General features: G+C 56.2%; 25 protein-coding genes. 10 read left to right on the plus strand and 15 right to left on the minus strand.

Features of this window, described 5'->3' with window-relative positions; all coding sequences use genetic code 11:
* Positions 1-6: 6 nt before the first annotated feature.
* Genes IT971_RS06135 through IT971_RS06145 form a run of 3 tightly spaced genes read right to left on the minus strand, consistent with a single transcriptional unit; the run spans position 7 to position 3,847 of the window.
* A complete protein-coding gene (locus IT971_RS06135) occupies positions 7-648 on the minus strand; it encodes a hypothetical protein (protein ID WP_063093785.1) in 642 nt (213 codons plus the stop codon).
* Positions 649-678: 30 nt separating this feature from the next.
* The gene (locus tag IT971_RS06140) at positions 679-2,982 is read right to left on the minus strand and encodes a protein-arginine deiminase family protein (protein WP_063093787.1); all 2,304 of its coding nucleotides are present in this window, start codon (positions 2,980-2,982) and stop codon (positions 679-681) included.
* Between the two features lie 7 nt (positions 2,983-2,989).
* Complete coding sequence (locus tag IT971_RS06145; protein WP_063093789.1) at positions 2,990-3,847, minus strand: hypothetical protein; 858 nt, start codon at positions 3,845-3,847, stop codon at positions 2,990-2,992.
* Between the two features lie 312 nt (positions 3,848-4,159).
* Here IT971_RS06145 and IT971_RS06150 point away from each other — a divergent pair, with 312 nt between their 5' ends.
* The 3 genes from IT971_RS06150 to IT971_RS06160 all read left to right on the plus strand — a co-directional run bounded on the left by IT971_RS06150 (position 4,160) and on the right by IT971_RS06160 (position 6,502).
* Positions 4,160-4,972, plus strand: a complete 813-nt coding sequence (locus IT971_RS06150) for a methionine ABC transporter ATP-binding protein (RefSeq protein ID WP_063093791.1) — start codon at positions 4,160-4,162, stop codon at positions 4,970-4,972.
* A 2-nt stretch (positions 4,973-4,974) separates the two neighbouring features.
* Positions 4,975-5,634 (plus strand): methionine ABC transporter permease, encoded by a 660-nt coding sequence (locus IT971_RS06155; protein ID WP_007091436.1) that lies wholly within the window; start codon positions 4,975-4,977, stop codon positions 5,632-5,634.
* Between the two features lie 67 nt (positions 5,635-5,701).
* Complete coding sequence (locus IT971_RS06160; protein ID WP_110252297.1) at positions 5,702-6,502, plus strand: MetQ/NlpA family ABC transporter substrate-binding protein; 801 nt, start codon at positions 5,702-5,704, stop codon at positions 6,500-6,502.
* A gap of 156 nt (positions 6,503-6,658) precedes the next feature.
* On the opposite strand, the gene IT971_RS06165 is transcribed toward IT971_RS06160, so the two are convergent.
* The 7 genes from IT971_RS06165 to IT971_RS06195 form a co-directional block, all read right to left on the minus strand.
* Positions 6,659-9,424 carry a DUF2339 domain-containing protein gene (locus IT971_RS06165; RefSeq protein WP_063093793.1) on the minus strand — a complete coding sequence of 922 codons (2,766 nt, stop codon included), beginning with the start codon at positions 9,422-9,424 and terminating at the stop codon, positions 6,659-6,661.
* A gap of 309 nt (positions 9,425-9,733) precedes the next feature.
* Entirely contained in the window at positions 9,734-10,369 is a 636-nt protein-coding gene (locus tag IT971_RS06170) for a thioredoxin family protein (protein ID WP_231885409.1), read from the minus strand.
* Positions 10,370-10,519: 150 nt separating this feature from the next.
* A complete protein-coding gene (locus IT971_RS06175; protein ID WP_063093794.1) occupies positions 10,520-11,215 on the minus strand; it encodes a GNAT family N-acetyltransferase in 696 nt (231 codons plus the stop codon).
* 5 nt (positions 11,216-11,220) lie between these two features.
* Positions 11,221-12,870, minus strand: a complete 1,650-nt coding sequence (locus tag IT971_RS06180; protein WP_063093796.1) for an MFS transporter — start codon at positions 12,868-12,870, stop codon at positions 11,221-11,223.
* A 139-nt stretch (positions 12,871-13,009) separates the two neighbouring features.
* Positions 13,010-13,468 carry an SRPBCC domain-containing protein gene (locus IT971_RS06185; protein WP_063093798.1) on the minus strand — a complete coding sequence of 153 codons (459 nt, stop codon included), beginning with the start codon at positions 13,466-13,468 and terminating at the stop codon, positions 13,010-13,012.
* Positions 13,469-13,474: 6 nt separating this feature from the next.
* Complete coding sequence (locus IT971_RS06190) at positions 13,475-13,840, minus strand: helix-turn-helix transcriptional regulator (RefSeq protein ID WP_063093800.1); 366 nt, start codon at positions 13,838-13,840, stop codon at positions 13,475-13,477.
* Positions 13,841-13,877: 37 nt separating this feature from the next.
* Positions 13,878-14,525, minus strand: coding sequence for a LysE family translocator (locus tag IT971_RS06195; RefSeq protein ID WP_063093802.1), 648 nt, complete (start codon positions 14,523-14,525; stop codon positions 13,878-13,880).
* A 176-nt stretch (positions 14,526-14,701) separates the two neighbouring features.
* Between IT971_RS06195 and IT971_RS06200 the strand changes: the two genes are divergently transcribed.
* The 6 genes from IT971_RS06200 (at position 14,702) to IT971_RS06225 (ending at position 20,457) form a co-directional block, all read left to right on the plus strand.
* Entirely contained in the window at positions 14,702-15,340 is a 639-nt protein-coding gene (locus tag IT971_RS06200; protein ID WP_063093880.1) for a VOC family protein, read from the plus strand.
* Between the two features lie 113 nt (positions 15,341-15,453).
* Positions 15,454-15,780: a helix-turn-helix transcriptional regulator gene (locus IT971_RS06205; protein WP_007091426.1), complete on the plus strand. Its 327-nt coding sequence runs from the start codon at positions 15,454-15,456 to the stop codon at positions 15,778-15,780.
* Positions 15,781-15,822: 42 nt separating this feature from the next.
* Entirely contained in the window at positions 15,823-16,896 is a 1,074-nt protein-coding gene (arsB, locus tag IT971_RS06210; RefSeq protein ID WP_063093804.1) for an ACR3 family arsenite efflux transporter, read from the plus strand.
* 9 nt (positions 16,897-16,905) lie between these two features.
* Positions 16,906-17,325, plus strand: coding sequence for an arsenate reductase family protein (locus tag IT971_RS06215; protein ID WP_063093806.1), 420 nt, complete (start codon positions 16,906-16,908; stop codon positions 17,323-17,325).
* Entirely contained in the window at positions 17,318-18,031 is a 714-nt protein-coding gene (arsH, locus tag IT971_RS06220) for an arsenical resistance protein ArsH (protein ID WP_063093808.1), read from the plus strand. Before IT971_RS06215 ends, arsH begins: the two co-directional genes overlap by 8 nt.
* A 266-nt stretch (positions 18,032-18,297) precedes the next feature.
* Positions 18,298-20,457, plus strand: coding sequence for an autotransporter domain-containing protein (locus IT971_RS06225; RefSeq protein ID WP_063093810.1), 2,160 nt, complete (start codon positions 18,298-18,300; stop codon positions 20,455-20,457).
* Here IT971_RS06225 and IT971_RS06230 read toward each other — a convergent pair.
* The 3 genes from IT971_RS06230 to IT971_RS06240 form a co-directional block, all read right to left on the minus strand.
* On the minus strand, positions 20,454-21,491 hold the full coding sequence (locus tag IT971_RS06230; protein WP_063093812.1) for a helix-turn-helix domain-containing protein: 1,038 nt from the start codon (positions 21,489-21,491) through the stop codon (positions 20,454-20,456). The genes IT971_RS06225 and IT971_RS06230 overlap by 4 nt on opposite strands.
* Positions 21,492-21,942: 451 nt before the next feature.
* A complete protein-coding gene (locus tag IT971_RS06235; protein ID WP_063093816.1) occupies positions 21,943-23,217 on the minus strand; it encodes a calcium-binding protein in 1,275 nt (424 codons plus the stop codon).
* Positions 23,218-23,336: 119 nt separating this feature from the next.
* On the minus strand, positions 23,337-25,247 hold the full coding sequence (locus IT971_RS06240; protein WP_063093818.1) for an ABC-F family ATP-binding cassette domain-containing protein: 1,911 nt from the start codon (positions 25,245-25,247) through the stop codon (positions 23,337-23,339).
* 376 nt (positions 25,248-25,623) lie between these two features.
* On the opposite strand from IT971_RS06240, the gene ndk reads away from it, so the two are divergent.
* Positions 25,624-26,046, plus strand: a complete 423-nt coding sequence (gene ndk / locus IT971_RS06245; protein WP_007091418.1) for a nucleoside-diphosphate kinase — start codon at positions 25,624-25,626, stop codon at positions 26,044-26,046.
* 146 nt (positions 26,047-26,192) lie between these two features.
* On the opposite strand, the gene IT971_RS06250 is transcribed toward ndk, so the two are convergent.
* Complete coding sequence (locus tag IT971_RS06250) at positions 26,193-26,327, minus strand: aa3-type cytochrome c oxidase subunit IV (protein WP_110252298.1); 135 nt, start codon at positions 26,325-26,327, stop codon at positions 26,193-26,195.
* A 179-nt stretch (positions 26,328-26,506) separates the two neighbouring features.
* Entirely contained in the window at positions 26,507-26,635 is a 129-nt protein-coding gene (locus IT971_RS06255) for an aa3-type cytochrome c oxidase subunit IV (protein ID WP_007091417.1), read from the minus strand.
* Positions 26,636-26,684: the final 49 nt, after the last annotated feature.

Here is a 26,684-nt window from a genome sequence, read left to right on the forward strand (position 1 = left end):
ACGGGCTCAAGGCGTGCCGGTTTTGCCGCTACCACCAGTACCACCAGTGCTCATGACATCCTCAAACAGGATTTCCACCAGCGCCTTGGTGACGTCATTCTGGCTTAGTTTTCCGGCGGCCATTTCATTTATTGCCGGGAAACTGTCCGCCGACAGGGCAAACAGCTTTGTCTGGATTTCAGATGCCCGCACCGGCCAGTCCGGATCGATTTGCGCCAATCCAAGCAACATCGCACGCGCCATCTGATCGGTATCACCGCTGTTGATCGCGTCCTGCACCTGCGGGATTTGTTTGGCCTCGGACACGGCAACGTCAAGTGTCGCCAGAAGGTCGGCCAATGCCTTTGCCTGAATCTGAATATCCGTCACCGGGTAATTCTGCTCAATGTCGCGCAATGGGGCGACGGCGGTTGATGTGCCGTAGCTCGACAGATAGGCAATCGCTCCGCCCAACTGCCAGCTTTCCCACTTTTTCCACGAACCGGCTTTAAGGTCATCGATCATCGGCGTGGCGATGGTGCCGCCATATTGCCGGAAAATCTGGTCAATCGCCTGTGGGGCCGGGCGGCCTGTCACGCGGGTTGCTTCCTGCGTTGCAAGGGCGGCGATATCTTTCAGGGCCTGTTGATAGTCGCTTTGTGCCGTCATCGGAAAGCTCCCGTTTCATATGTCACGATATCACGCATCAACCGCTGTCCACCAGTTGGCATAGCGCACATTGCCAAACGCCGCCTGACCGTCATAGGGCGTGCGCAATTCGTTGGTGCCACAGTGAATTTCGCCAAGTGCAACGTGATAGTCATCCCAGTCATCAATGAAGTCGCAGGTGGGGCCATTGACAATGGCAGCGATTTTCTGGGTCAAATCACGTTCAAAAAGATCATATCCGTGATTGGGATTTGTATTGTCCTCGATCCACGGGCCGAAAGGCTTGGGAATCATCAGGCGGTCATTACCAACAAACATATTGGGCATGTCACCGGTCAAGGCACCACACTGGAAGCCGCCCTGTTTGCCCGGATAGACGTTAAAGCCGTTATCCCGCCCGATTGTCCAGCCTGAAACCTTGTCGGCAAAGGTGAAATCACCGGGATTATAGCCTTCCGGGAAGAAGATGACCGGAACCTTGATGATATCGGTATCGACCAGATCGAATGCATTTTTCAGGAGTGTGACATTTCTGGCGATAACTGTTTCAACCCCGCCAATGTTCCAGTCGCGCAGTTGCTTGTATGTGTAATTGCTGTGATCGCGTGGATTGGTCAAGGGTGCCGGGCCGTTGCCCAGAAAGGCATTGATGGTCGCGCCAACATTGGTCCCGTTGATTTGCAGGCTGGTATAATCAAAACGATTATGAACACCATCCCATGCCGCACGATTAAGCACATTTGCGGCACCATGTGCGCCTTGGGCGGCGGTCATCAGGCGGTATGCCTCTGCCGGGCTTGCCACCAGAAGCTTCCATTTTTTGAAGGCACTGGCCGGATTGTTGTCAGGTACAAAGGTCATCATTTCATCGACATGACCAACCAGTAGCCAGTCCGTATCCAGAATGATCGGTGTTTGCATGTTCTGGGCGGCCATGAAGTCGCGGCTGCTGGCATCGACCCTGTGATACCGGTTATGGCCGTAATAAATCCGGCCGTATCGATATGGTGTGACGATGCCATTCGCCGTTTTCTGAACCGGTGGGGTTACGGCAATATTTCCACCCGAATTGGCCGAGGCAATGGCATCTGCGCTTCCCGCTGCCGGATAGGAAATGCCGACATTTGCATTCAGCAATGTCTCATACACCCAGTTTTGCAGGGGCCGCCAGCGGTGGGTCTTCATGAAAACATCCTTGTTTTCAACACCCGTTACGTTACCGGGCCATGAACAGTGACCCGATACAATGGTGTCGCGCATCCAGCGGTCATCCCCGGCGGGAACGGTGCCCCCGCGATAGTTTGCCCATGCATTGCCGTTCAGATAAGGAACACCTGTTGGGGTTGCTGCGGCGGGATCGCCTACCGTGACCGGGATAACCGGATTGTCTGCACCGGCTGCCGCGCCAAGATCAACGCGAAACTGTGCATTGTTTGCGTTGGCGACATACATGCGGGCAACTGTTTGCAAATGGTGATTGCCGACCCACCGTGCTGCGACAACCCGGTCTGCATAAAGATAGCTTGGATTGCCTGCTCCTGTGACCTCGGGCTGGATCACATGCAAAACGATGCGGACTTGACCAGAGGTAAACCCGGTGCCGGCAAACCGGACGGCTTCAAGGGCAAAGAGTTTGGAAGCGCCGACATTGCCGGTTGTAATTGCTGCGATGTCCGTCGTTTCGGGACCAATGATTTCGGTGCTGTTATTCAGAATACCGTTGAATATCCGCAAATGTTGCCGGGCCGGGTTTTCACCCCCAGTCCCGATAACGCGCAGTTCCAAACCCCAACCGCCGGGTACAACAGGGGCACCTGCATTCGGGCCAAGTGCATTTCGCCGGATTTCAAGGCGGGAGGTGCCGGTCACCAGGTCATTGTTACCGTTTACCCGCTGATCCTGATTGTCGGCATAGCCGACAGCGGTGTTATTGCCATCGCGGTTGCAGTTAACCGGAATGATCGCACCAACACCCCCTGCGCCATATGTGATGGCGGGTGGTGTCACCTGATTAAGGATACCGGCATCATCCAGATTGCCGTCACGATTGCGGTCCGTGTGAAGCGTATACCAGACAACATCAAGATTTTTGGCATTGGTGGCATCACCATTCACGACAATACCCGGCTCGTCCACCGGGACGAACCCGGCACCGCTAACCTTCAGCCGCCACGTACCATCCGCAATATCAAAAACATGCGAAACCGCGACATTCGGTGTCACAACCAGATCCTGTGTCTTTTGCGGATGGGCATCGCTGGTGAGCGAGATGCGTACCGAGTTGAACGGATAAACTCCGGCGGGGGCATTAAGCTGGACGGTGTAATTTGCCATGACGTCCTCAGCGGCTGGTAGGGGCGGGTGATGGGCTGTCATTCATCGCATCGGCCAACAGAAGCCGTGCCTGAAGCGCGTTGTTCAGAATGGCAATCCGGTCATCGATGGTGCCAAGGCCGACATCCTTCAGGATTGCACCGGCCCATGGCTGGCTGGTGATGTCCGGGCCACCTGCGAATTGTATGGTGGCGTAATCGGTAATCCCGTCCGGCGTTTTGACGCCAAGCCTGATCGCGGCATCCCCGGCGGCCTTGCTGGCAATCGCCAGGCTGTCGGCGTCATATCGGGCAACCGCATCGGGAATGGTGATCTGCAAATAACCGGGAAGCGATGCGATGACATCGTCAAGCGACGGCACCGGTGACGGGGTGGGGGATGGTGTTGGCGTCGGTGATGGTGACGGTGTCGGCGTTGGTGTGGGTTGCGGTTTCGGGCCACAGGGCGAAGCTGGCAGGGCGGCAACGCTGCTGGCCTCTGCCTCCATCAGTTTCGCCACCTCGTCGGCAAAGCGTTTCTCGGCCTGAAGGCGGCTGACTGCACTCGCATCGAATTTCTGTTTGCTCATGATGCTCAGCGTCTTGAGCCGTTCGGCATCCTGTGCGCCAAACGCCGCCAGAAGATTGCCGACCTGCGGGCCGGCATCGGCAATGCGTTGCGACAATGCCTTGGCGTCCTTGCCGCTGCCTGCTGCAATCAGGGCATCGCCATCACGTGCAAGCTTCTGATCGTTGCTGATCTGCGCATTCAGGCTTTCAAGCTGCTTGGCGGTGCGAATGTCGATCCTGGTGCCGGTGATGGTCACACTGGTCGGGTATTGCGCCAGTGTTCGGGCAAGGTCGCTGATCCTGTCGGCATAGGCCATTTGTCCGGTCCCGCTTTGGTGAAGACGTCCTATGACGCCGGCAGGCGGGGTTTGTGATGGGCGGGATTAATACAAATATTTCATGTTGATCGTGCCCGTCTCATGCAAGCCATGCGTAAATTGCATGTTGATGGGGATTGATGAATGACGTCCGGTTCGCTATACATGTCATATCGAACGCGCCGATTTGCTCCTCAGCTTGCGGGCGCGCTAAAAATGCGGCTAAAGCGAGAGGGCGTGCACGCTCCGACATGTACGACCGCCTCGGTTTCGCCGCGGCGGTTTTTTTATGTTCGGAAAAGGTTGGGATCCATGATCAGGCTCTCGAACGTCCAGAAGACCTACCCTGCACGGCGCGGAAGCCCGGCGCATACTGCGCTGCACGGCATCGATCTTGATATCGCGGCCGGTGAAATCGTGGGGGTGATCGGTCGGTCCGGTGCGGGCAAGTCCACGCTTATTCGTTGCATCAACCTGCTTGAAGTCCCGACATCGGGCAGCGTGATTGTTGATGGCACCGATGTCACGCAACTGGCGAAACGCGATCTGCCGCTGTTTCGCCGTCAACTTGGCATGGTGTTCCAGCATTTCAATCTGCTGTCATCGCGCACGGTTTACGACAATATCGCCCTGCCGCTTGAACTGGCCGGGGCCAGCAAGGCCGATATTGCCGCGGCTGTTGATCCATTGCTGCCGCTGGTCGGGCTAGAAGACAAACGGGACCGTTATCCCGCCGAACTTTCCGGCGGCCAGAAACAGCGCGTTGGCATCGCACGCGCCCTTTCAAGCAATCCCAAGGTCGTTCTGTGTGACGAGGTCACATCGGCCCTTGACCCGGAAACCACCCGCCAGATCCTCAGTCTCCTGCGTGACATCAATAAACGCCTTGGCCTGACCATGGTGGTGATCACCCATGAAATGGCGGTGGTCAAACAGCTTTGCGACCGCGTGGCGGTCATGGATGGCGGCGTGATTGTCGAGGAAGGCAAGGTTGACGCGATTTTCGCCAATCCGACCCACGCCACGACGCAATCGCTTCTGGCCGATGAATTCCTTGATTACCCGGCGCGGGCGAATGCGGCTGCGACCGCGACCGTCGATACAACCACCGGGCAGGAGGCTTAATCATGTTTGCAACACTTGCACCGATCCTGCTTCAGGCAACGCTTGAAACCTTTGCGATGGTGATATCCGCCCTTGCACTTGGCACGGCGTTTGGTCTGCCGCTTGGCGTTTTGCTGGCGACGTCTGGCCGGGGTGAACTGTTCGAAGCCCCGCTGTTTCAGAAATCCATCGGGCCGATTGTCAATGCCACCCGATCCGTGCCCTTCATCATTCTGGCCGTCGCGATCATTCCGTTTACCCGCCTGATTGTCGGGACATCGATTGGTACGTCGGCTGCTATCGTGCCACTGACCGTTGCGGCCATTCCGTTCATTGCCCGCATCATCGAAGGTGCCATCCGCGAAGTCGATGGCGGCCTGGTCGAAGCCGCCCAGGCGATGGGCGCCCGCCCGTTTCAGGTGGTGACCAAGGTGCTGCTGCCCGAAGCATTGCCCGGCATCATTCACGGCCTGACCTTAACTGCGGTAACCCTGATCGGGTATTCGGCGATGGTTGGCGCGGTGGGTGCCGGTGGCCTTGGCGATCTTGGCATTCGCTATGGTTATCAGCGTTTCCGTCCCGATGTGATGGCGGCGGTTGTCATCACCCTGATCGTGGTGGTGCAGATGGTGCAAAGCCTTGGCGACTGGATGGCGCGCAAGGCGGACAAGCGCAATATCTGAACCCGTTTTCGTTTCTTTATCTTCTTTGAATTCCCGCAAAACACCACAGTAAACAAGGAGTTTTACCATGCGGTTTCTGCTTAAACTGACGGCTGCTGCCGTTCTGACCGCCGCCCTGACCGGGCAGGCACTGGCGAACGAGAAAATCAAGATCGGCGTTACCCCCGGTGCGCACGAAGAAGTCATGGAAGAAGTCGTCAAAGTGGCGGCGACCAAGGGCCTTGATATCGAAATCGTCAGCTTCTCGGACTATGTCATTCCCAACCAGGCGCTTGATGATGGCGACCTTCAGGCCAACAGCTTCCAGCACAAGCCTTACCTTGATAACCAGATCAAGGATCGCGGTTATGACCTTTCGGTGGTCGGCTATAACATCCTGACCCCGATGGGTATCTATTCCGACAAGATCAAGGATCTGAGCGAGCTTAAAGACGGTGCTGAAGTCGGGATTCCGAACGACCCGACCAATGGCGGTCGTGCGCTTCTGGTCCTTCAGTCCAAAGGCCTGATCAAGGTTGATCCGGCGGTTGGCCTTGTCGTCAGCCCGCTTGATGTCATCGAAAACCCGAAAAACATCAAATTCGTCGAACTTGATGCGGCACAGCTTCCGCGTTCGCTGGCTGATCTCGATGCCTCGGCGATCAACACCAACTACGCGCTTGAAGCCGGTCTGAACCCGATCAAGGATTCAATCGCGATTGAAGGCAATGACAGCCCGTACGCCAACGTGATTGTCACCCGCACCCAGGACAAAGATGCGCCGTGGGTCAAAACGCTGGTTGAATCCTATCACGATGATGCAATCCGTGAATTCATCGAAACCAAATATGAAGGCTCGGTCCTGCCGGTTTTCAAAATTTCTGAATAATCCCGGCGATTATTCATAAAAAATTGCGCCCGCGCTCGGATCAGAGCGCGGGCGCTTTTGTTATGTGCAGGCATATGCACGATTTAACGCGGTTCAACCATATCGCTGATCGTGTACGACACCCGGTTTCTGATCTTCTCAGACATAAAAACCGGTTTAGTCCTGATTTCCTTTTGGTGGCTCTGGCGGCGCATTTTCGGCGATTTCCCCGTTCTCATGATCGTTTTCGGGGCTGGGGCCGTTTTGGCGTGCCAAAAGGCGCTGATAGAACAGCCCGATACAGATCAGAACGACGCCAAGCCCGATAAAGGACAGCGCCCGCCAGATGCCTTCAAGGCCCGACATATCAAACAGGAACGCCTTGGCAACCGCCATAAAGACAAAGGCCGCCGATGCCATGCGGACATGCAGCGATCCGCGCCACAACCCATAGGCCAAAAGCGCAATCCCAAAGCCCAGCCACGCTGCGGAATAGCTGTAAAGTTCCGGCGATGTCCAGGGCTGATACATGCCGATATAACCGCCGTGGAAGAAATGGCGGATTTCAAAGGTGATCCAGCAAAAGGCCAGCAGGATCGACAGAACCCCCGCCGTCCGGCGATAGCTTTCCGGTTTGCCCCCCGAAAGCCGGGTCGCCAGAAGACCGGTCAGGATCGCCGGCAGCAGATAGGCCGAAAGCAGCAGGTTAAAGAACAGGCCATTGCCGACAAACTCGCCACTCATCAACGGGTTGAGCAACAGCAGGTTCAGCATGCCGAGCATGAAGAACCCGGCAAAACCAAGCCCCAGAATGCACCGGGACATCACCGGGCTTGCCAGCGACCGGTCAAGCCGCTGCAAACCGATTGCCGCCGAAAGCGCCAGAAGGGATTGAAGGCTCCATTCCATCAGGGTATCGGGCACGGTATGGAAAATACCCTGATTGGTGGCGTGATGCAGGATCACCGCACCGGTCGCAAGGCTTGTGAAAATCGCAAGTCCTTCGAAAACAAGACGATGGCGCACATCACCCGATTGGCGAAGCATCCAGACGCAGGCCCAGAATGCCATCGCCGGACCGCCATAGCCCCACAGCAATGCATTGAAAACCGGTGTGGTGCCAAGCTGATCAGCGGGAACAATGGTCGGCTGCCAGAAGATCGTCACAAGAACCAGACCGGCAATGCCAATCGCCGTCTTGGCAAGCCCCGGCAGGGGCCAGCGCCCGCCAACCCAAACGGTCGCAACCGCAAGGGTGGCAAGCCCCAGCGGCAGCCAGCCATCCCCCAGCAGGATGAACATCGCGGTGGCTATCATGCCGATGGTGCCCACCGTATAGGTGGCAAGCGCCCCGTCCCGGCCATGTGCGGTGGTGGGCATTCTGCGGTCGATGATGCTTAAGGCACCAAGGAACCCTGCCGCCAGCGCAAGGGCAAAACCACCAAAGAACATATCGACATCAAGAATATCACTACGCCAGAGCGCAATCAGGAACAGCCCGATCGGGCCCGACACCCCGGCAACCGCCATAAACAGGCGGGCGGTGGAAAATACCGCCCCGGCAAAGCCACCAAGACCAAGAATCAGGCCAAACCCAAGCCCGGTCAGAAGGAAGGATTGCGTATCGGGCAGGACGGAAAATTTATCAATCGCATCGGTGATGATTGGCTGATCATATAGCAGCGGATCGATGGAAAGACGGATATCCCAACCCAGATAACCAATCAGTGCCAATACTGGCGCACCAAGTGCAACCGGCCCCAGAACCGGGAACAGGGCCGCCGTCGCCAGCAGCAGGGCCAGCATGATCATCAGGGTCGCGGTGCCGGTCGCATCAAACCCGCTGTGATGAAGCAGATAAATCACAAGCCAGCCATTCCCGGCGACCATAAGTGACGATTTCCAGTCGATGCGTTCGGGAACCCGGGCGGGATCGCGGGGGTAAATGCCAATGGCATAGGTCGCAATCGCGGCCAGCAGAATGGCAATATCATAAACCGCAAGCGACGCCCCCATATCGGCCGGGGCGGCAAAAACCAGAAGATGGCCCCAGACAAAACCCGCAATCGCGGTTGTCATGGCAAACCAGTGCCAGCCACGCAATCGCGCAATGCCATAGCTGCCCGCCGTGATGATCAAACCGTAAAAGGCCAGAACCCAGGGGGCGGGTTCACCCGACTGCACCATAAACGGCACGATGTAACTGGCCAGAAGCCCGGTTGATGCCACCAACGGACCCTGCAAAAGCGAAAGTGCGAGCGTGCCCAGCGCCACAAGCGCCATCAGGACAAAGGCCATCGCCGGGCCGATCATGCCATAAAGCATATGGGCCGAAAAAACCGTGGCAAAGGCGGTGGTCGTACCCGCAAGGGTCAGAATGCCCGGAATATAACCGGCATTGTTGCCGGTCTTGGCCGCAAGCAGGGCGGGCTGACGGCGAAGATATTCGCCACTGCCAAACAGGGCCGCGGCAAACAGGGCCGCAAGCAGAATGCGCACCAGCGGGCTGAGCAAACCGGCCTCAATGGAATAATGCACAAGGAAAATGCCGCCAAACACCAGCGCGATGCCGCCAATCCACACCGCCCAGCGCGTGCCGATCTTTTCTTCAAAGCCGATGGCGCGTTTGGGGGCTGCTTGCGGCACGGTGCGTTGTGGTCTTGGCGCGACCGCCGCCGGTTTTGCTGGGTGGGCGGGTGTGTCGGTCCTGGCCGGTTTGGCCGGATCGACCGGATCGGTTTTTGCCGTTTTATCCGGTGGCACCGCAGCAGGTGTGACCGAAGGAGCCGGAGGCACCGGCAGACCGGCTTTCAAAAGCCCGATCTGTTGTTCCAGCATTTGCAGTTTCTGTTTGAAACCGCGTATCCGGAAAAAAGCGATGATGCCCATGATCGCCCCGACCAATATGGTCAGGCTGAAGACACCTGTGAAAAACAGCTCCATGTAATCCTCTTTTTCGCATTGCTCGTGCGGGGGCGGATTTTTATCCGCGATTATTTCCGCCATCATAGCGCGAAAAAGCGAATTGTCTTGTCTTTACAGGAGTGTATGGGATTGCGCCGGGTTTGGCCGCGGCAGAGGGATATTTATGGGTATTGCCCCGCAACCCCGACAAGGGGGAGGCAATACCCGTAAAGCAAATGTCAGAGCAGCCTGATCAGTGACAGCAGGAATGCACGGGTTGGTATTCCTCGTACTGATCATGCAGCTTGACCCAGTCCATCACCCCGTCCTCGTTACGGCCAAAGGGTGTCATGTCAAGAAGGCATGTGCCCCGATCAGGGCATCACCGGCGCGCGCATAACTGGAATAGGTGTGGAAAATCTCGCCGCTGTCGGGATCACGGACAAAGACGCTTTCGCCGTGAAGGTCTTCCATCTTGCCGGTATAGGGCGCGTAGTTATAGGTCGCGGTGCCGGCCTTGACGTCATCAGGGCGAAACGACGCATCGAAATCGTAATTGAAATCTGATCCCGCCGAAGAAAACCAGGGGAAGTTCCAGCCCATCCGTTTCTTGAAATCCTGAAATTCCGAAAGCGGGGCCCGCGAAACGACCGCGAGTGTCACGTCATGATGTTTGAGATGCAGGTTGGCACCGTCAAAGTGATCGGCCAGAAACGAACAACCGACACAGCCCTCTTTCCAGCCGGGGCCAAACATGAAGTGATAGACGATTAACTGGTTGCGGCCATCAAACAGATCGGCGAGCGATTTTTCACCGTCCGGCGTGTCAAAGACATAATCCTTGTCCACCCGCACCCATGGCAGGGCACGGCGTTCCTCGCACAGGCGGTCATAGGCACGCATATGTTCCTTTTCCCTTGCAAGATGCGCCTTGCGGGCATCAAGCCATTCCGCACGAGAGACGATTTCGGGGCGTTTCATCATATTCTCCTTGTTGATCGGTTGGCGCGCTGATCAAAAGGCAATACAAATACGTGTCGTCCGGGAAATGGGTGGGCAATTCAGGCAGGCATCAGGCACCGATCAGGGGGCAGGCCGTTTTACCGGCAATATGTCCGTCCAATCGGATCTGACTTACATTCCCTCGCAGGCCTGTTTTTGCATCTCAGCGGCAGTGCCGGTTTTGTGATTGCAGTTGGCATAGGCAAAGTTGTCGGTACGGCGTGACGCATCGGGTGTAGCATGGTCCCAAAGATTGCGTTTAAGCGACCAGTCGACCTTTGCGGTTCCGCATTCGGTGGTCCATTCGGTGGTAAATTCGGGGGAATTTTCCGACCCATGGCGTTCTGCCACGACTTCGGCCCCGAACCAGTCAGCCAGACGGGCAATGCGTTTATTGTCGCTGGCCGTGACGCCCATGATCGACGCAAGATCAAGCTCGCGGAAACCAAAGGCGATCATCATCGTGCTGGCCTCGATGGCGGCGCGGTGACGCCCCCAATGGGTCGGCGACAGCTCGATCCCGAAAATCGCGCTATCCACCGGCAGGTCCTTGCCGCGCAGGCCGACACAGCCAAGCAGATCGCCCGACGATTTATCAAAAATCCCGACCTGAAAATTGCGCCGCGGCTGTTCTTCCTGCCATGCAAGGAACCGGTCAAACAGCGCATTGCTGCTGGCGCGCGTGCTGTCGTTATCAGCAGTACCGTAAAGGGCGCGATACCGTTCATCCATCTGATAGGCGACAAACGCCGCCCGATCCGAGGGCGTGAAATCGCGCAGGATGAAACGCTTGCTTTCAAGTCTTGCGAGGAGTTCCGGACTTCGCATTGTGATTACTCCACATTTCCGGTGGCGCAGGCCGCCTGTTTGATGGCCGGGTCGTAAGGGGTATCGCCATTTACCCCATCGGTCCCATCATCGTTATTTGTGTCACAATGCACATCGCGCAACGCGAACAGGGTGCCAATCGCCGATAAAACCATCAAAATTGTGCAGATAATCGAAATAACCTGTAAACCGTCCGTAAAGGCCGCGCGCGCCAGTGGCAAAATATCCGATGATATTGCCGCAGGCAGATCATGCAGCGCATTGACCGCCCCGCCAAGGGTGCTGCGGATGGCGTCTGCGGCCTCGTTCCCGATGCCGGTCGGTACGGCTTCGATCATGACATCGCGATAGATCGCGGTGCCGACACTGCCCAGAATGGCAATGCCAAGTGCCCCGCCAAGCTCCGCACTTGTTTCCGACATCGCGGCGGCCGACCCGGCCCGATCAGACGGGGCCGATGCCACCACCATATCCGTACAGATCATCGCAACCGGCGTAATGCCAAGCGAGAAGATCGTCGCACCAGCCACTAGGACATAAAGGCTGACGACGCTGCCCGGCCATGACAGCATGCCAAAGCCAGCCGCGGTCAGGATCAGGGCACCGGTCATCACCTGTCCCGGTTTGAACCGGCCCATAAGGACCGGCGCCCCCATCGAGCCGACAATACCGGCGACAGTTGCGGGCAACATCGAAAGCCCGGCCTGGATCGGGGTAAGGCCGATGACCAGTTGCAGGGCCTGGGACAGGAACAGGAAATAAGCCATCCCGGCAAAGATCACCGCGGTCTGAATGACGATGGGAAGTGCGATGGTCTTCTGTTTGAGCAGATCAAGATCCAGCAGCGGATCGGCAAGCTTGCGCTGACGGCGGATGAAAACCCATGCACCCAGCAGGCCAAAGACAAGGGCAGAAAGGGCATCACTGCCAAAGCCATAGGCAGCAACGACCTTGACCCCGTAAATGATTGCCAGCACCGAGCCAAGCGAAAGCGCGGCACTGAACAGGTCAAGCCGGCCAAAGCTTTTGGCCTTGTGTTCCGGAAGCAGGATCGGAGCAACAATCAGCAAAAGTCCCATCACGGGCACATTGAGCAGGAAAACAGCCCCCCACCAGAAATAGCTGAGAACAAGTCCGCCCAGAAGCGGCCCGGCAGCCGTGCCGACCATAAAGGTTGTCATCCATGCGGCAATGGCAAAGGACCGTTCCTTGTCATTGTGAAACATCGAACGGATCAGCGACAGGGTAGAGGGCATAAGCGTCGCCCCGGCAATGCCCAGAACCCCACGCGCAAAAATCAGCATTTCGGGCGTATCGGAAAAGGCCGCCAGCACGGAGGCCGCGCCAAAGCAGCCACCGCCGATCATCAGCAATTTGCGCCGACCGATCCGGTCACCCAGTGTCCCCATGGTGATCAGCGACCCGGCAATGAAAAAGCCATAGATATCGACAATCCACAGCAACTGGTCACTTGTCGGGTTAAGGCTTGCGGTCAGGGCCGGTACGGCAAGATGCAGAACCGTCATATCCATCGCGATCAGAAGGCACGGCAGGGTCAGCACCAGAAGGCCGATCCATTCGCGGCGGGTGGCCTTGTTGTCGGTCTGGGCGGTATCGTCGGTTGGTGACGCGACGGGGGTATTCGGGGCGCTCATGTCTTGTGTTTCCAGTATTTCTTATGGTGGCGCAGGCCGCAATGGATTGGGGCATCGCGGAATTTATTCTGCGGTCGTTATTCGGGGCGATGTTGGGGCCTTAACCGTGGTTGAGGTCAAGACGGAAATCGGGGCAAAATCATTCCGAAGTGCAACAGACTTCGAGCTTGTCGAGGGCGCTGCTCCATCCTTCCTGATGTCCATCACGCGCAGCCTCGTCAAAGAACTGCGTGTGATGGAGGGTTAAGATGGTCGCCGCCCCGCGATCCTCGGCCACAAAGGTCAGGGTCACATGCGATTTGCGTTCGGGCATTGTGATCCATTGCCAGGAAAAGGACAGCTTTGCATCGGTTTCAACCGCATCATAGGTGCCGCTGACATCGTGGATTTCACCATCGGGCCCCGGTTCCTTGAAACGGATGCGAAAGGTGCCGCCGATTTTTGCATCGATGCTGGCATCAATCATCTCGCAACCTTCTGGTCCCCACCATCTGGCGAGTTTTTCGGGCTGGGTCCATGCGGCGTAAACCTTTGCCGGTGGGGCGGCAATCCGGCGCCGGATCATCAGGCTCGGCTTGTCTGGTATTGTATCGGGCATCAGTCCCTAATCCTGCTGCTTTTCGGTTTTGATGGCGTCGTCGTCTTCTTGTTCAAGGAAGGCGGCAAGCTGATCGAGTTTATGCGACCAGAAGCGCTGATAGCGGGCCAGCCATTCCATGGCGTGCTCCATCGGTGCGGCATTCAGGCGCACATTGACCGTCCGTCCGGTCTTCTGCCGCGCAATCAGCCCGGCATCGGACAGAACATCCAGATGTTTCATCACCGCCGGCAACGAAACGTGAAACGGTCGCGCCAGCTCACTGACCGACAGGTTTTCTTCCGTCTCCAGCCGGGCCAGAAGCGCACGGCGGGTTGGATCGGCAAGGGCGGCAAAGATGTCGTTCAGTTCGGCTTCTTGATACTTAACCATGAAGTTAAGTATTGATCAGGCCACACCGCCCTGTCAATCAAAAGTTGATCCCGGTTGTCACCATCCCCTGCCACGCGGTCAGAAGGGCAACACCGATAAACAGCAAACCCGCCGTCCGCCCGATGAAAATCGTTGCCACCGGATTGCCGGTAATCAGGTTGCGGCTGGTCCCGGCCGCAAGGGCAAGCGCGCCATAAACCGCAAGCTGTACGGCGGCCGTCATGATCCCCATGATCAGCGCCTGCGACCAAAGCGGCCCGTAATGCGGGCGGATGAATTGCGGATAAACCGCAAAAATGAACAGATAGGCCTTGGGATTAAGCATGCAGGTGATCATGCCCTGGCGAAACGCGATCCAAAGCGACGCGGTTCTGGCCGCCCGGATGCGTTCCACCGTGATGGCGCTGCGCAACAGCGTAATGCCGATCCAGACCATATAGGCCGCCCCGGCAAACAGCATGACATTCAAAAGCCATGGTGCAACGGCCAGAAGGGCGCTGATGCCGATGGCACCCAGCAGCGTGTGATACACCCCGCCCAGCATGATCCCGGCGGTGGCCGACAACCCTGCGCGTTTGCCCCCGGTCAGGGAATTGGCAATCACGAAAAACATATCCATGCCGGGCACAATGATGATGCCCGACAGCAGAACAAAGAACAGCCAGAGATTTTCAGCATATGTCATGGGGCGCTCGTAATTTATCCACCGAACGGCTTGATCGGCAGGGGTAAACTAGCAGGGCGCTCCTGACAGGCTCATGTCAGGATGGTGGAGGGGGGCTGTGTTCGATGTTGAATTTACTCTTCGTGTCAGATTGGATCAAATGCATGCATTGGGTGGCATTGGAGTTTTCCCCAAGCATGCTGAAACTTGACCATATCACTGTTATCGCGCCAACATTGGCCGAAGGTGTGGCGCATGTCCGGGCGTGTCTTGATCTTGATGTACCGTTCGGGACGCGTCATGGCTATATGGGCACGCATAATCACCGGCTTCAGCTTGGCAACAATGTCTATCTTGAAATCGTGGCGCTGGACCCGGACGGTATTACGCCGGGCAGGGCGCGTTGGTTTGGATTGGATAATCAGGACAAGATCAGATCGGATTGGGAAGAGGGTCGTCGTTTGCGGGGCTGGGGTGCCGCGACAAAATCCGTTGATTCCGTTGTTGCAGCCCATGGCGCGATTTTTGGCGAAAAGGTGCTTTTGCCGACAGCGGACCCGACTTTTGCCTTTGCCATTCCTGCTGATGGCTCGTTACCGCTGGATGGTGCTGCACCATCGATCATTGATCATCAGGGTGACCCGACATCAATGGCGGAAATCCCCGATTTGGGCGCGCGCCTTGTTTCGATGAGGATGGAGCATCCTGACCCTGCGTTCGTCGAGGCACTCTATCGCGAACTTTCCATTGATCGTCCACCTGCGATCATTCAGGGGGCCGGCGTCCGTTATCGGGCGCAGATCGAAACACCGACAGGATTGAAAGAGCTGACTTGAGCCAGTTTCGAAACTGCGCCAGTTCGGGGTGGGAGGCAGGTCACGGGAACCTGATCGTAATTTGCGCATATTTTCCATTGCACTTGTCTTTATAATTCGATATTTCATGAATTATGGAAAAGATAGATACCTTAAACGCATTATCGGCGCTGGCGCATGATGTTCGGCTTGATATTTTCCGGCTGCTGATCAAGGCGGAACCGGAAGGCATGATTGCCGGGGATATTGCCGCAGCACTTGATATCCGCGCCAATACGCTTTCGAACAATCTGAACATCCTGTCGACCGCCGGATTGGTCCGGTCGGTGCGCGAAGGGCGGGCGATCCGCTATTTTGCCGAGATCGGCACGATGCGCGATCTTCTGGTGTTTCTGATGGAAGACTGCTGTGGCGGGCGGGAGGATATCTGTCTGCCGATGTTGAACAAAACCTGCCGATAATCACAGCGCCCACAGCGCCCACAGCGATCACAGGGAATTCCGATGACAGAGAATAATCGCGCAAACAATGGTGCCGATAGTGGCAAACTTGGCGTGTTCGAACGGTTTCTGACCCTTTGGGTCGGGCTTGCCATGATTGGCGGGGTTGTGATCGGCGTGGTTGCCCCGGGGCTTGTCGATGCGATTGCCGCAAGCGAGGTGGCGTCGATCAATCTTGTGGTCGCCGTTCTGATCTGGGCGATGGTCTATCCGATGATGGTCGGGGTTGATTTCGCCGCCGTGGCCGGGGTGGCCCGCCAGCCCAAGGGGCTTCTGGTGACGCTGGTGGTCAACTGGCTGATCAAGCCGTTCACCATGGCGTTTCTGGCAGTGGTGTTTTTCGAACATGTTTTTGCCCCCTGGATTGCACCAGCTGACGCCGCGCAATATATCGCCGGTCTGATCCTTCTGGGGGCGGCACCGTGCACGGCGATGGTGTTTGTCTGGTCGCAACTGACGCGGGGCGATGCGACCTACACGCTGGTACAGGTATCGGTCAATGATCTGATCATGGTTGTGGCATTCGCGCCGATTGTCGCATTGTTGCTCGGCGTGACCGACATTGCCGTCCCTTGGGAAACACTGGTTCTGGCAACCGTGCTTTATGTGGTTCTGCCGCTTCTGGCCGGGTTGCTAACGCGCCGGATCCTGGGATCAAAGGACGCAATCGAAAGATTTTCCGCCCGGGTCAAGCCATGGTCGATCCTTGGCCTGATTGCGACGGTCGCCATTCTGTTCGGGCTTCAGGGCGATGTGATCCTGCGACAGCCCTTGGTGATTTTCCTGATTGCGGTGCCGATCCTCATTCAAAGCTACGGGATTTTCGCGCTGGCCTATGGGGCGGCGTTCCTGCTGCGTATTCCGCATCGGATGGCTGCCCCCTGCGCGATGATCGGGACATCAAACTTTTTCGAACTGGCGGTTGCGGTGGCGATCAGTCTGTTTGGCCTTAATTCCGGGGCGGCATTGGCAACCGTGGTGGGTGTTCTGGTCGAGGTGCCGGTGATGCTGTCGCTGGTGGCTTTTGCCAACCGGACACGCGCCCATTTCCCCGAAGCACAAAACAAGCTTTCATAAGGTTCTGCCATGATCGTTGTCCACCACAATCCGGATTGCGGCACATCGCGCAATGTCCTCAATATCATCGAGAAATCCGGCGATCCCTATCAGGTGATCGAATATCTGAAAGAAGGCTGGACCCGACCGCAGCTTGTCGCTCTTTTTGCCGCTGCCGACCTGACGCCGCGCACGGCATTGCGCACGACCAGATCACCCGCCGCAGAATTGGGCTTGCTTGATGACGCGATATCGGACGATGCCCTGATCTCGGCGATGCTGGCACACCCGGTTCTGGTCAACCGGCCGATTGTGGCATCGCCCAAAGGTGTTCGGTTGTGTCGTCCATCCGAAACGGTACTTGATCTGCTCGATCACCTGCCGGCCGGGCCGCTTTACAAGGAAGACGGCGAAATGATTTTAAACGAGAAAGGAGCGCGCGTTGGCTGATACTCCCAATATTCAGGACGAACAGTTCGCGTCGATCCCGGCTGCGGCATTGTTCCCCACGGCACACAGCACCCATGCGCCGCGCATATTGGTGCTTTATGGCTCGCTTCGTGAACGCAGCTTTTCGCGTTTCGCCGCCGAGGAAGCCGCGCGCATCCTGACCCGGTTTGGTGCAGAGGTCAGGATATTCAACCCCGCAGGCCTGCCCCTGGTCGACGAAACCGGTGCCGATCATCCCAAAGTGGCGGAGCTTCGCGATCTTGTAAGCTGGTGCGAGGGGATGGTGTGGTCCTCGCCCGAGCGGCATGGGGCGATGACCGGCCTTATGAAAAGCCAGATCGACTGGATACCGCTTTCGCTTGGCGCGGTGCGCCCGACGCAGGGCAAGACATTGGCCGTGATGCAGGTGTGCGGCGGCAGCCAAAGCTTTAACACGGTCAATCAGTTGCGCATTCTGGGGCGCTGGATGCGGTTATTGACCATTCCCAATCAGTCATCGGTCGCCAAGGCATGGAACGAGTTTGATGAGGCGGGGCGCATGAAGCCGTCCCCCTATTACGACCGGATTGTCGATGTGATGGAAGAACTGGTGAAGTTCACGCTGTTAACCCGCGATGTTCGCGATCACCTTGTCGATCGGTATTCCGAACGGGTGGAAAGCCACGCGGCCCTTTCGGCCAGGGTCAATCAGCCCACCGCAACCTGAACAGAACAAAGGCCGCCCTGTCATAATCGGGCGGCCTTTCGTTTTTCTGGATCAGGGCAGGTGAAATCGCGACGAAGCCTGAGAATAAAGCTTTGTCTTTAAATGCGTTGCTCACCGAATTATTGGCGCATCAATGTCCAGCCAAAGTCAGGACTGGTTTCGGATCAAAGCATGTCGTTCTGTACGCTCGTAACAATAATTTGGGATGCTCAGTCAAAACAAAAATCTTAGGCGTGTTATTCTCTCCGGCATCATTGGGGGGATAAATGGCTAAGGGATTCAGATTGTTACGTCGACGGGTAGTTCCCTTGGCGTTTGTTGGTGCAGCATTATCGGGTCATGCGGCGCAGGCCGCAGATTTTACCGTTTCTGGCGGTGTCACCGATACGGTTGCCAAAACCCTGAGCGTCGGGGAAACCGGATTGATCGAGCAGGGCGGGGTTCTCAATGTTACGACGCCGGCGAATAGCGCCGCCATCACTGTTAGCGCAGACGGCGTGCGTGTAACCAATAACGGCACGATCACGACGGTGGGTGGCGGGCGCGTGGGCATATTTGGTGATGGGGGGGCTAGAAATGCGCAGTTTGTTAATAACGGTACAATTCGGACAGACGCAGCGAGCGGTTACGGAATGGCCAGTTTCGGGCCGGGTTCTAAATTTTTCAACAATGGCACGCTTACGACAGGCGGTGCGAATGCCCATGCCATAAATGGCACCGGAACCAATTCGACACTTGTCAATAACGGCACGCTTACGACAAGCGGAGATGGTTCGTACGGTCTAAACAGCGCCAACGCCAATTCGACACTCGTTAATAGCGGTACGATTACGACAAGCGGAACAGATTCCTATGGCATCGGAAGCACCAATAGCGGTTCGACACTTTCCAATAGCGGTACAATCACGACAAGCGGACTTCGTTCCCGTGGCATGTACGCTGACGGGAATGGCGTAACAGCTGTCAATAGCGGTACGATTACCACAAGCGGCAGCGATGGCGAGGGCATGCGGAGCGACGGAAATAATTCGACACTTGTCAATAGCGGTGCGATTACCAGCACGAATGCCGACGGAATACGATCAGTCGGTAGCGGCAACACCCTTACGGTCAGTGACGGCGGAACCGTCACCGTATCGGGTGCAGGACTTGCCGGGATCAGATCCACAGGGGCCAACGGGACGATCAATGTCAGCGGGAAGGTGATCGCGACCGGGTCGGCGACCGAGGCGATTGTGGGGTCGAGCAACCAGACCCTGAACATCAAGCCAGGTGCGACGATTGTCGGGACGATTAATCTTGGTGCAGGCACCAATGTGGTCAATATCGATACATCGGCCGGGGCGCGGTCATCGACCCTGAGCATCAGCAATGCCGGTACGGTGAATACATCGGCTGGCGGTGAGGGGCTTGTCCGGCAAAGTGGATCGACGGTGGTGATCGCAGATCCGACAGGTCTTGCTGCCAATCGGGCGGCGCTGGGAACGACGGCAGCCGGCATTCATCAGGCGGTCAGCCAGCAACTGGCACGATCAAACAAACCGCAATCGGTTGTGGTCGCGGCCAGCGAACTTGAACCGGGTATGTTATATGCGCCGCAGATGCCCTTTGTCTGGGGACATGTTTTTGGTGGGTACAAAAAACGCGGCGATGACGGGGCGAATTTGGGCTATCGCAGCCGGGTTGGTGGCGTGATCGGCGGATATGAAAAGCCGATTGATGACCACAGTATCGGTGTGTTTGGCGGGGCGTCCGTTGCAGGGATGAAAACCGACGAGGCATCGGTCGAAAGTGACAGCAACGGCTTTTTTGTCGGCGGATATGGTGAATATGTGGTTGGCGACTGGGCTATCGACGGGGCGTTGGTCGTCGGCTATCAACGCCATCAGGATAAACGTCTTGTGGTCGATAACCTGACCGGCGAGGAAACCGCACAATCAGATTACAACAGTGTCTATATCAGTCCGTCACTGGCGGTGGTCCGGTCGATTGACATCGGCGGCGGGATTGAATTGCGGCCATCGGCCGAGGTTAATTACACCTATGGCTATTACGGTGAATACACCGAAACCGGCACGACATCATCCAATCTTCGGGTTAAGGGGCATGGTGTGGATGTGATCAATGGCCGTTTGCAATTGGCAGCCCGTCAGGCGCTTGCAGATGGCCGGGGCGAGATGGAACTGCGCGGCGGGATGAAATACAGCTATTTCGGGCGTGACAGCGTTGATGTCGGGCTCGGCAACGGTCCGGTTTTACGCTATCAGGGAACCGGTGATACGTCCTCGTACGGGGGATATGTCGGGGGCAATATGCGCTATGACGTGGACCGGCGGATGACGGTTGTCGCAGACATGGAACTGGGGCTTGCAACTGGCGACGAACGCACTGCTTCAGGCTATCTGGGGCTGGAATACCGGTTCTAAAGCCGCCGCACCCAGTTTGGCAACCCTGCGGCGTAGCCGGTTGACGTTGTGGCTTTGCCGTGATGATGCAATTGGGCGTTCACGGCATCGGCACGGGTCTGACTTGGTGTTGAATGGAATTTGGCGCGGAATGCGCGGCTAAAATGGGACTCACTGTTAAAACCGCATTCAAAGGCAATGCTGCCAATGTTCTTGTGGCTGTAACGCTGTTGCGACAGCAATTGAAAGCTCCGCTGCAAACGGCGATCCCAAAGATAATTTGCGACCCCGCCATGCGGGGCAAAAATGCGATAGATATGTGTTCTTGACATTCGAAAGAGCAGTGCAAGGCTTGCTGGCGTGATGTTTTCGGCAAGGTTGGCGTCAATATAGCGGTAGATAACCTTTGCAAGGGCAACTGATGTTGGCGCGTCGATTTCCTCGGGAAGCAGGCCTTCGCACGGCAAGCATCCTTGCATCAGGCCGAGAGTTCCTTGCACGGCACTAACAGCTTGCTGAGTTGTCATGTCAGGAATGTTCTTCCAAAGGTTCAGAAAACCGGTGGCCATAAAGCGGACCATCGGGTTGTCCTTGGAAAGCTTCAGTCCATGCAGTGGCGCGAGCATATCCGAGATATCTGGTCGCAATTCCCGTGGCAGAACAAGCGTAAGGTTTTCAAAATCACCCGTGATCATGTCGTGGGGGTAAGAAAGATCGATGATAAGCATGTCGCCCGCGACAATGCGCTCATTCTCTTTGGTAAGGCCGCCGCCCTGCAGAAAAAGCTGAACCAGAATGTGGTCCATATCATCATCGATCACTCGGCGGGGATGCCGTAAAAACTGCTGGGCTTGTGATCTGGTGACACCAAAAACCGTTTCCTGAAGGTCGTAAACATCGATCTGTGCAAAAAAATTCGTGAGATGACATTCATGATCGGACATCGTTACATCAAAAAAGATACCGATATTTTCCTGCCATGCGTCAAAACGATGACGTGGCTCGATATCATTGGTGTCAAAGTTTGATACGGGAACCGGTTTCAGTTTTGTCAATCCGGGGACTCTTTCGCATTAATGGCAGAACGATAAATTGGTACAATTAATCGCCCGCACTTTTGCGCCCGGACTAAATCAATGATTGATGTGATTGTTGCTTTTTCTACATTGTGGATATATTTTTTGCAAGTTCTTATGGTTTGACAATAGCTTGCTGTGTCATCCTTTCCGGATGGTTTCGGTCGCTGGTTATTGGCATTGGGAATTGGTTTTGACGCATCAGGCGCAAGGATTTGACCAAATCGCCTGAAGGGTTTGGTTAACCCGCAACATTCGCGATCACCTTGTTGATCGGTATTTCGAACAGTTCGAAAGCGATACAGCTATTTCGTGCCAGGGATCTATCAACCAGCTGCAACCTGACGGACAAGACCAGAAACGGGAAATGCCGAACAAAAAGGCCGCCTTGCGATAAACCGGGCGGCCCTTGGTGTTTCGGGGGCGGGGTCTAGCCGAACTCGACATTGTCGGGTGTCAGGTCGTCCTTGGTGATATCTTCAACAATGACCCCAAAGGTCCATGGATCGCCGTTGCTGAAATCGATGTAAAGATCGCCGCCATCGGTTTCAGTCGCATGATCAAGCAGGCTGTCGAAATCGGTAATGCCCGATCTGGCCTGAAGATCAGCGGTCAGGAGCAGGGTATCGCCGTCATTGCCGCTTTCGAAATCAACCACACGATCACGGCTGGAGGCTTCGGCGTCGAAGACGAAAGTATCGTCGCCGATATTGCCCTGAAGCCAGTCATTGCCGCCACCACCCGAAAGGATGTTGTCGGAGAAGGCTTCATGGGCGATGGGGCCGGCATCAAGTGTGTCATGGCCGTCGCCGCCATAAAGCGAGACATCATACCATTCGCCGGTGAGCGTATCATTTCCGGCTTCGCCATGGATGTTTTCGCCGACAATGACGTCGTCGCCATCGCGGCCATAGATGGTATCGCCGCCCTTGTTGCCGATCAGGCGGTTATCGTTATCATCGCCGATGATCAGGTCGCTTTGATTGCTGCCATCGACATTTTCGATGCTGATGAAATGATCGCCTGTGCGGCCCGTGCCGGTTTCAAGATTGATGACCGGTTGCGGACCATATTCACCATAAGGCGCATCATTGCCCCAGCCGGCGATGTAGCTGATGGTGTCAGACCCTTCGCCGCCGATGAAAATGCTTGTCTGTTCCTCAGAAAAAGCAGAGCCATATGCGGCATAGAAAGTGTCATCGCCGCCGCCGCCATTCATCACATCGCCGTCGCCAGCACCAGTTTGGAAAAAGGCGTTGTTGCCGTCATCGCCGATCAGAATGTCGCCATAGCGTGAATCACGGATGTCTTCGATATTGAAATAGCGGTCGCCATCCGCATCGCCGCCCACACCAATGCCGGTGGCAAGATTGACGATGACGCCTTCCTTGGCCGAGTCATTTGAATAGGAAAATCGAATTTCATCGCGGCCAGGACCGCCGTCAATGACATCGGCCCCCGGGCCGCCATCAAGTTTGTCATTGCCCGACCCGCCAAGCAGCGTGTCGTCACCGATACTTGCATGGAAATGATCATGACCGGCACCGCCATCAAGCGTATCGTCCCCCGGTCCGATCTCATAGAAGCGGTCATTGCCGCCAAGCCCGCGGATATCATCACTGCCCGCGCGCCCAAAAATATGATCGTCCTGCTCTGTTCCGACAAGCACATCTGCGCCGTCGGTCCCATAGATGAGTTCAACCATGGTCCGTCTCCCGCATTGTTTGCTTTGCCCTTGGGAAAAGCTGCGGGGAGAATTCGGCGACTTGATGGCAGTGGGGCGGGATTGACGTCAAAACAGGGGAGACGCCAGAAGGCGGCGGCCTACGCCACCTTCTGTTCGTATTCTTCCTGCTTTTCCATCCAGCGGGTTTCGATCTCGGCCAGTTCGTTTTCGATCTTGCCAAGGTCTTTTTGCAAGGTGGTCAGTTTGGTGGCGTTATCGGGCTCGTAAAGCGCCGGATCGGCCATCTCGTCCTTGATTTTGTCACGACGCGCGGTCAGCTTTTCCATCTGCTTTTCAAGGTTTTCAATCTCGCGCTTGATGGGGGCTGCGGCCTTGCGTTTTTCGGCAGCCTGCTGGCGCAATGCCTTGCGGTTGCCTTTGTCCTCGGGCCGTGCCGGTTCGCCGTTTTCGTTGGCTTCTGCCTTGTCCGCGCGGCGTTCATCACGTGCCCGGTTCAGCAGATACTGGCGATATTCGGCAACGTCGCCGTCAAAGGCGGTGACCGCACCATCGGCAACCAGAATAAGTCGATCCGCACAGGCTTCGATCAGATAGGGATCGTGGCTGATGATGATCACCGCACCTTCATAGGCATTAAGCGCATGATTAAGCGCATCGCGGCTGTCGATATCAAGGTGGTTGGTCGGTTCGTCAAGGATCAGCATATGCGGCGCATCAAGCGTCATCAGCGCAAACAGCAGACGCGCCTTTTCCCCACCCGAAAGGTCCTTGACCTTGGTGTCACCTTTCTGGCCTTCAAACGCAAAACGGCCAAGCTGGGCCCGGACCTTGTGTTCGATGACATCAGGCATCAGGGCAGCCATATGCTGATACGGGGTTTCATCGGGGCGAAGCTCGTCAGTCTGATGCTGTGCAAAATAACCGATGCGCAGCTTGCCCGACGCAACCTTTTCCCCGGCCATCAGTTCAAGCCGGTTGGCAAGAAGTTTGGCCAGTGTCGATTTACCGTTACCGTTGGCACCCAGAAGCGCGATGCGGTCATCCATATCAATGCGCAGGCTGATATTGCGCAAAACCGGTTTGCCGGGTTCATAGCCGACATCGCCGTTATGGATATTGATCAGGGGCGGTGGCAGTTCCTTGGGGCTTGGGAAGTCGAACGAAATGCTGCGGTCTTCGACAACGGCAATCGCCGGTCCCATTTTTTCCAGCATCTTGATACGGCTTTGCGCCTGTTTGGCCTTGCTGGCCTTGGCGCGGAACCGGTCGATGAAGGACTGGATGTGTTTTTGCTGGGCGACCTGTTTTTCGTAATGCTTGGACGCCAGTTCCATCTGCTCGCGGCGCGTTTTGGCAAATTTGTCGTAATTGCCGCCATACATCGTCACCTTGCCATCGGTCAGATGGGCAATATGTTTGACCGCCTTGTTCAGAAGGTCACGGTCGTGACTGATCAGGATGATCGTGCCGGGATAGTTGATCAGATAGTTTTCAAGCCAGATGGTGGCTTCAAGATCAAGGTGGTTGGTCGGCTCGTCAAGCAGCAGCAGGTCGGGTTGCAGGAACAGGGTTGCCGCCAGGGCAACACGCATCCGCCAGCCGCCGGAAAAATCATCGCACGGGCGTTGCTGGGCTTCGGCATCGAAACCAAGGCCCGACAGGATCGATGCGGCGCGTGCTTCGGCGGTGTGGGCATCGATATCGGCAAGCCGGGTATAGATGTCGGCGATCCGGTTAGGATCGGTGACGTTTTCGGCTTCGTGCAGCAGGCTTGCGCGTTCTGTATCGGCATCAAGCACGGTATCAAGCAGGGATCGTTCCCCGGCGGGGGCTTCCTGTGACACGACACCCATGCGGGTCCGGTTTGACAGCGACACATCGCCGCCATCAGACGCGATTTCCCCGGAAATCAGTTTCAGCAACGTGGATTTGCCCGCGCCGTTCCGCCCGATCAGGCCCAGTTTATAGCCATCAGGCACGGTCAGCGTAACGTGATCAAGGATCATACGTCCGCCAATGCGGTAGGTCAGGTCGGTAATTTGCAGCATTTCGGGTCCGCGTTCGGGAATCGTTTGAAAATCTGTGCTTTCAATAGGGCAGGGAGGGCCGTGACGCAAGGATTCTTGAAACTGTCATGAACACTCGATCACAGGACCAACAGGACAAAATGCGTGCGTGATGGGGCGGCAAGGCGCGCAGTTTCACGGGATTTGGCGGCTTTTCACACCTGTTCAACCCCCGATGCAAGGGGCGCAGGTCTGAATTGCGCGGACCGAACTATGTGTTGCGTTGCGAACCAAGGGCGTTTATATAGCGCCAACCTTAGGGTCTGCGGATGATAAGGAAGCCTTGTCGTCGGCTTTTTTATCTTCCGCAGTCCCTTCTTGGGGGTAACGAATTTTTACAAGTAGCTAGGTGAAACCAATGGCTATCGAACGCACTCTTTCGATCATCAAGCCGGACGCAACGCGCCGCAACCTGACGGGCAAAATCAATGCCGTCATCGAAGACGCAGGCCTTCGCATCGTCGCGCAGAAGCGTGTCGCTCTGACCCGTGCACAGGCCGAAGGCTTCTATGCTGTTCACAAGGAACGTTCGTTCTTTGGCGAACTCGTGGACTTCATGGTTTCCGGCCCGGTCGTCGTCCAGGCTCTGGAAGGCGAAAATGCTGTTGCCAAATACCGCGAAGTTATGGGCGCTACCAACCCGGCCAATGCCGAGGAAGGCACCATTCGCAAACAGTTTGCAGAATCCATCGAAGCGAACTCGGTCCATGGTTCGGACTCGCTTGAAAATGCTGCAATCGAAATTTCCTATTTCTTCGCCCAGACCGACATCGTCGGTTAAGCCTTAAAGTTCCGACATCGTCGGTTAAGCCTTAAAGCTCCGACATCGTCGGTTAAGCGATATGAAATACGGTTTCCGGTTCGCCGGATAAGAAGCGCCCCGCATCATGTGCGGGGCGTTTTTTTATGCCTGAAATATACAGCCGATCAGAGCAGGAATGCCGCCATCAATAACAGCAGGACGGCAATTGAAATGACGCTCCAGAGCATGAATTTGGTCCAGTTTTCCCAGCCATGCTGGTGGACCTCAACCAGATTGTTATCGTAGTCGCTTCCCTGCATTGTTTCCTCCCTGACTTGTTACAGGTGTGGCGTGACCCTTGGCGGGAAATACCAAACGCATAGTAACACATTTCAGGGGTGAATAAAGATCATCAAAATAACGTCAGGCGTTTGTTTTGGGCCAAGAAAAAAGCTGCCGAAACCGGCAGCTTTGCATGTTTTACCCCGCGATCAGGCGATCACAGCAGGAAGATTGCCATCAGGATCAGAATGGCGACAACAGAAAGAGTGCCCCACTTCATAAAGACGGTATAGCCGTTATAGATGTCGACGTGGGTTTTGGTCAGTTCGTAGTCTTTACCCTGCAAATTAGCCTCCTGCGTTTAGAATTTCTCCAGTGTATAGACGTGAAGTTGT

Origin of the sequence: Thalassospira sp. B30-1, assembly GCF_015767575.1 — a bacterium.
GTDB classification, from domain to species: Bacteria; Pseudomonadota; Alphaproteobacteria; order Rhodospirillales; family Thalassospiraceae; genus Thalassospira; species Thalassospira xiamenensis.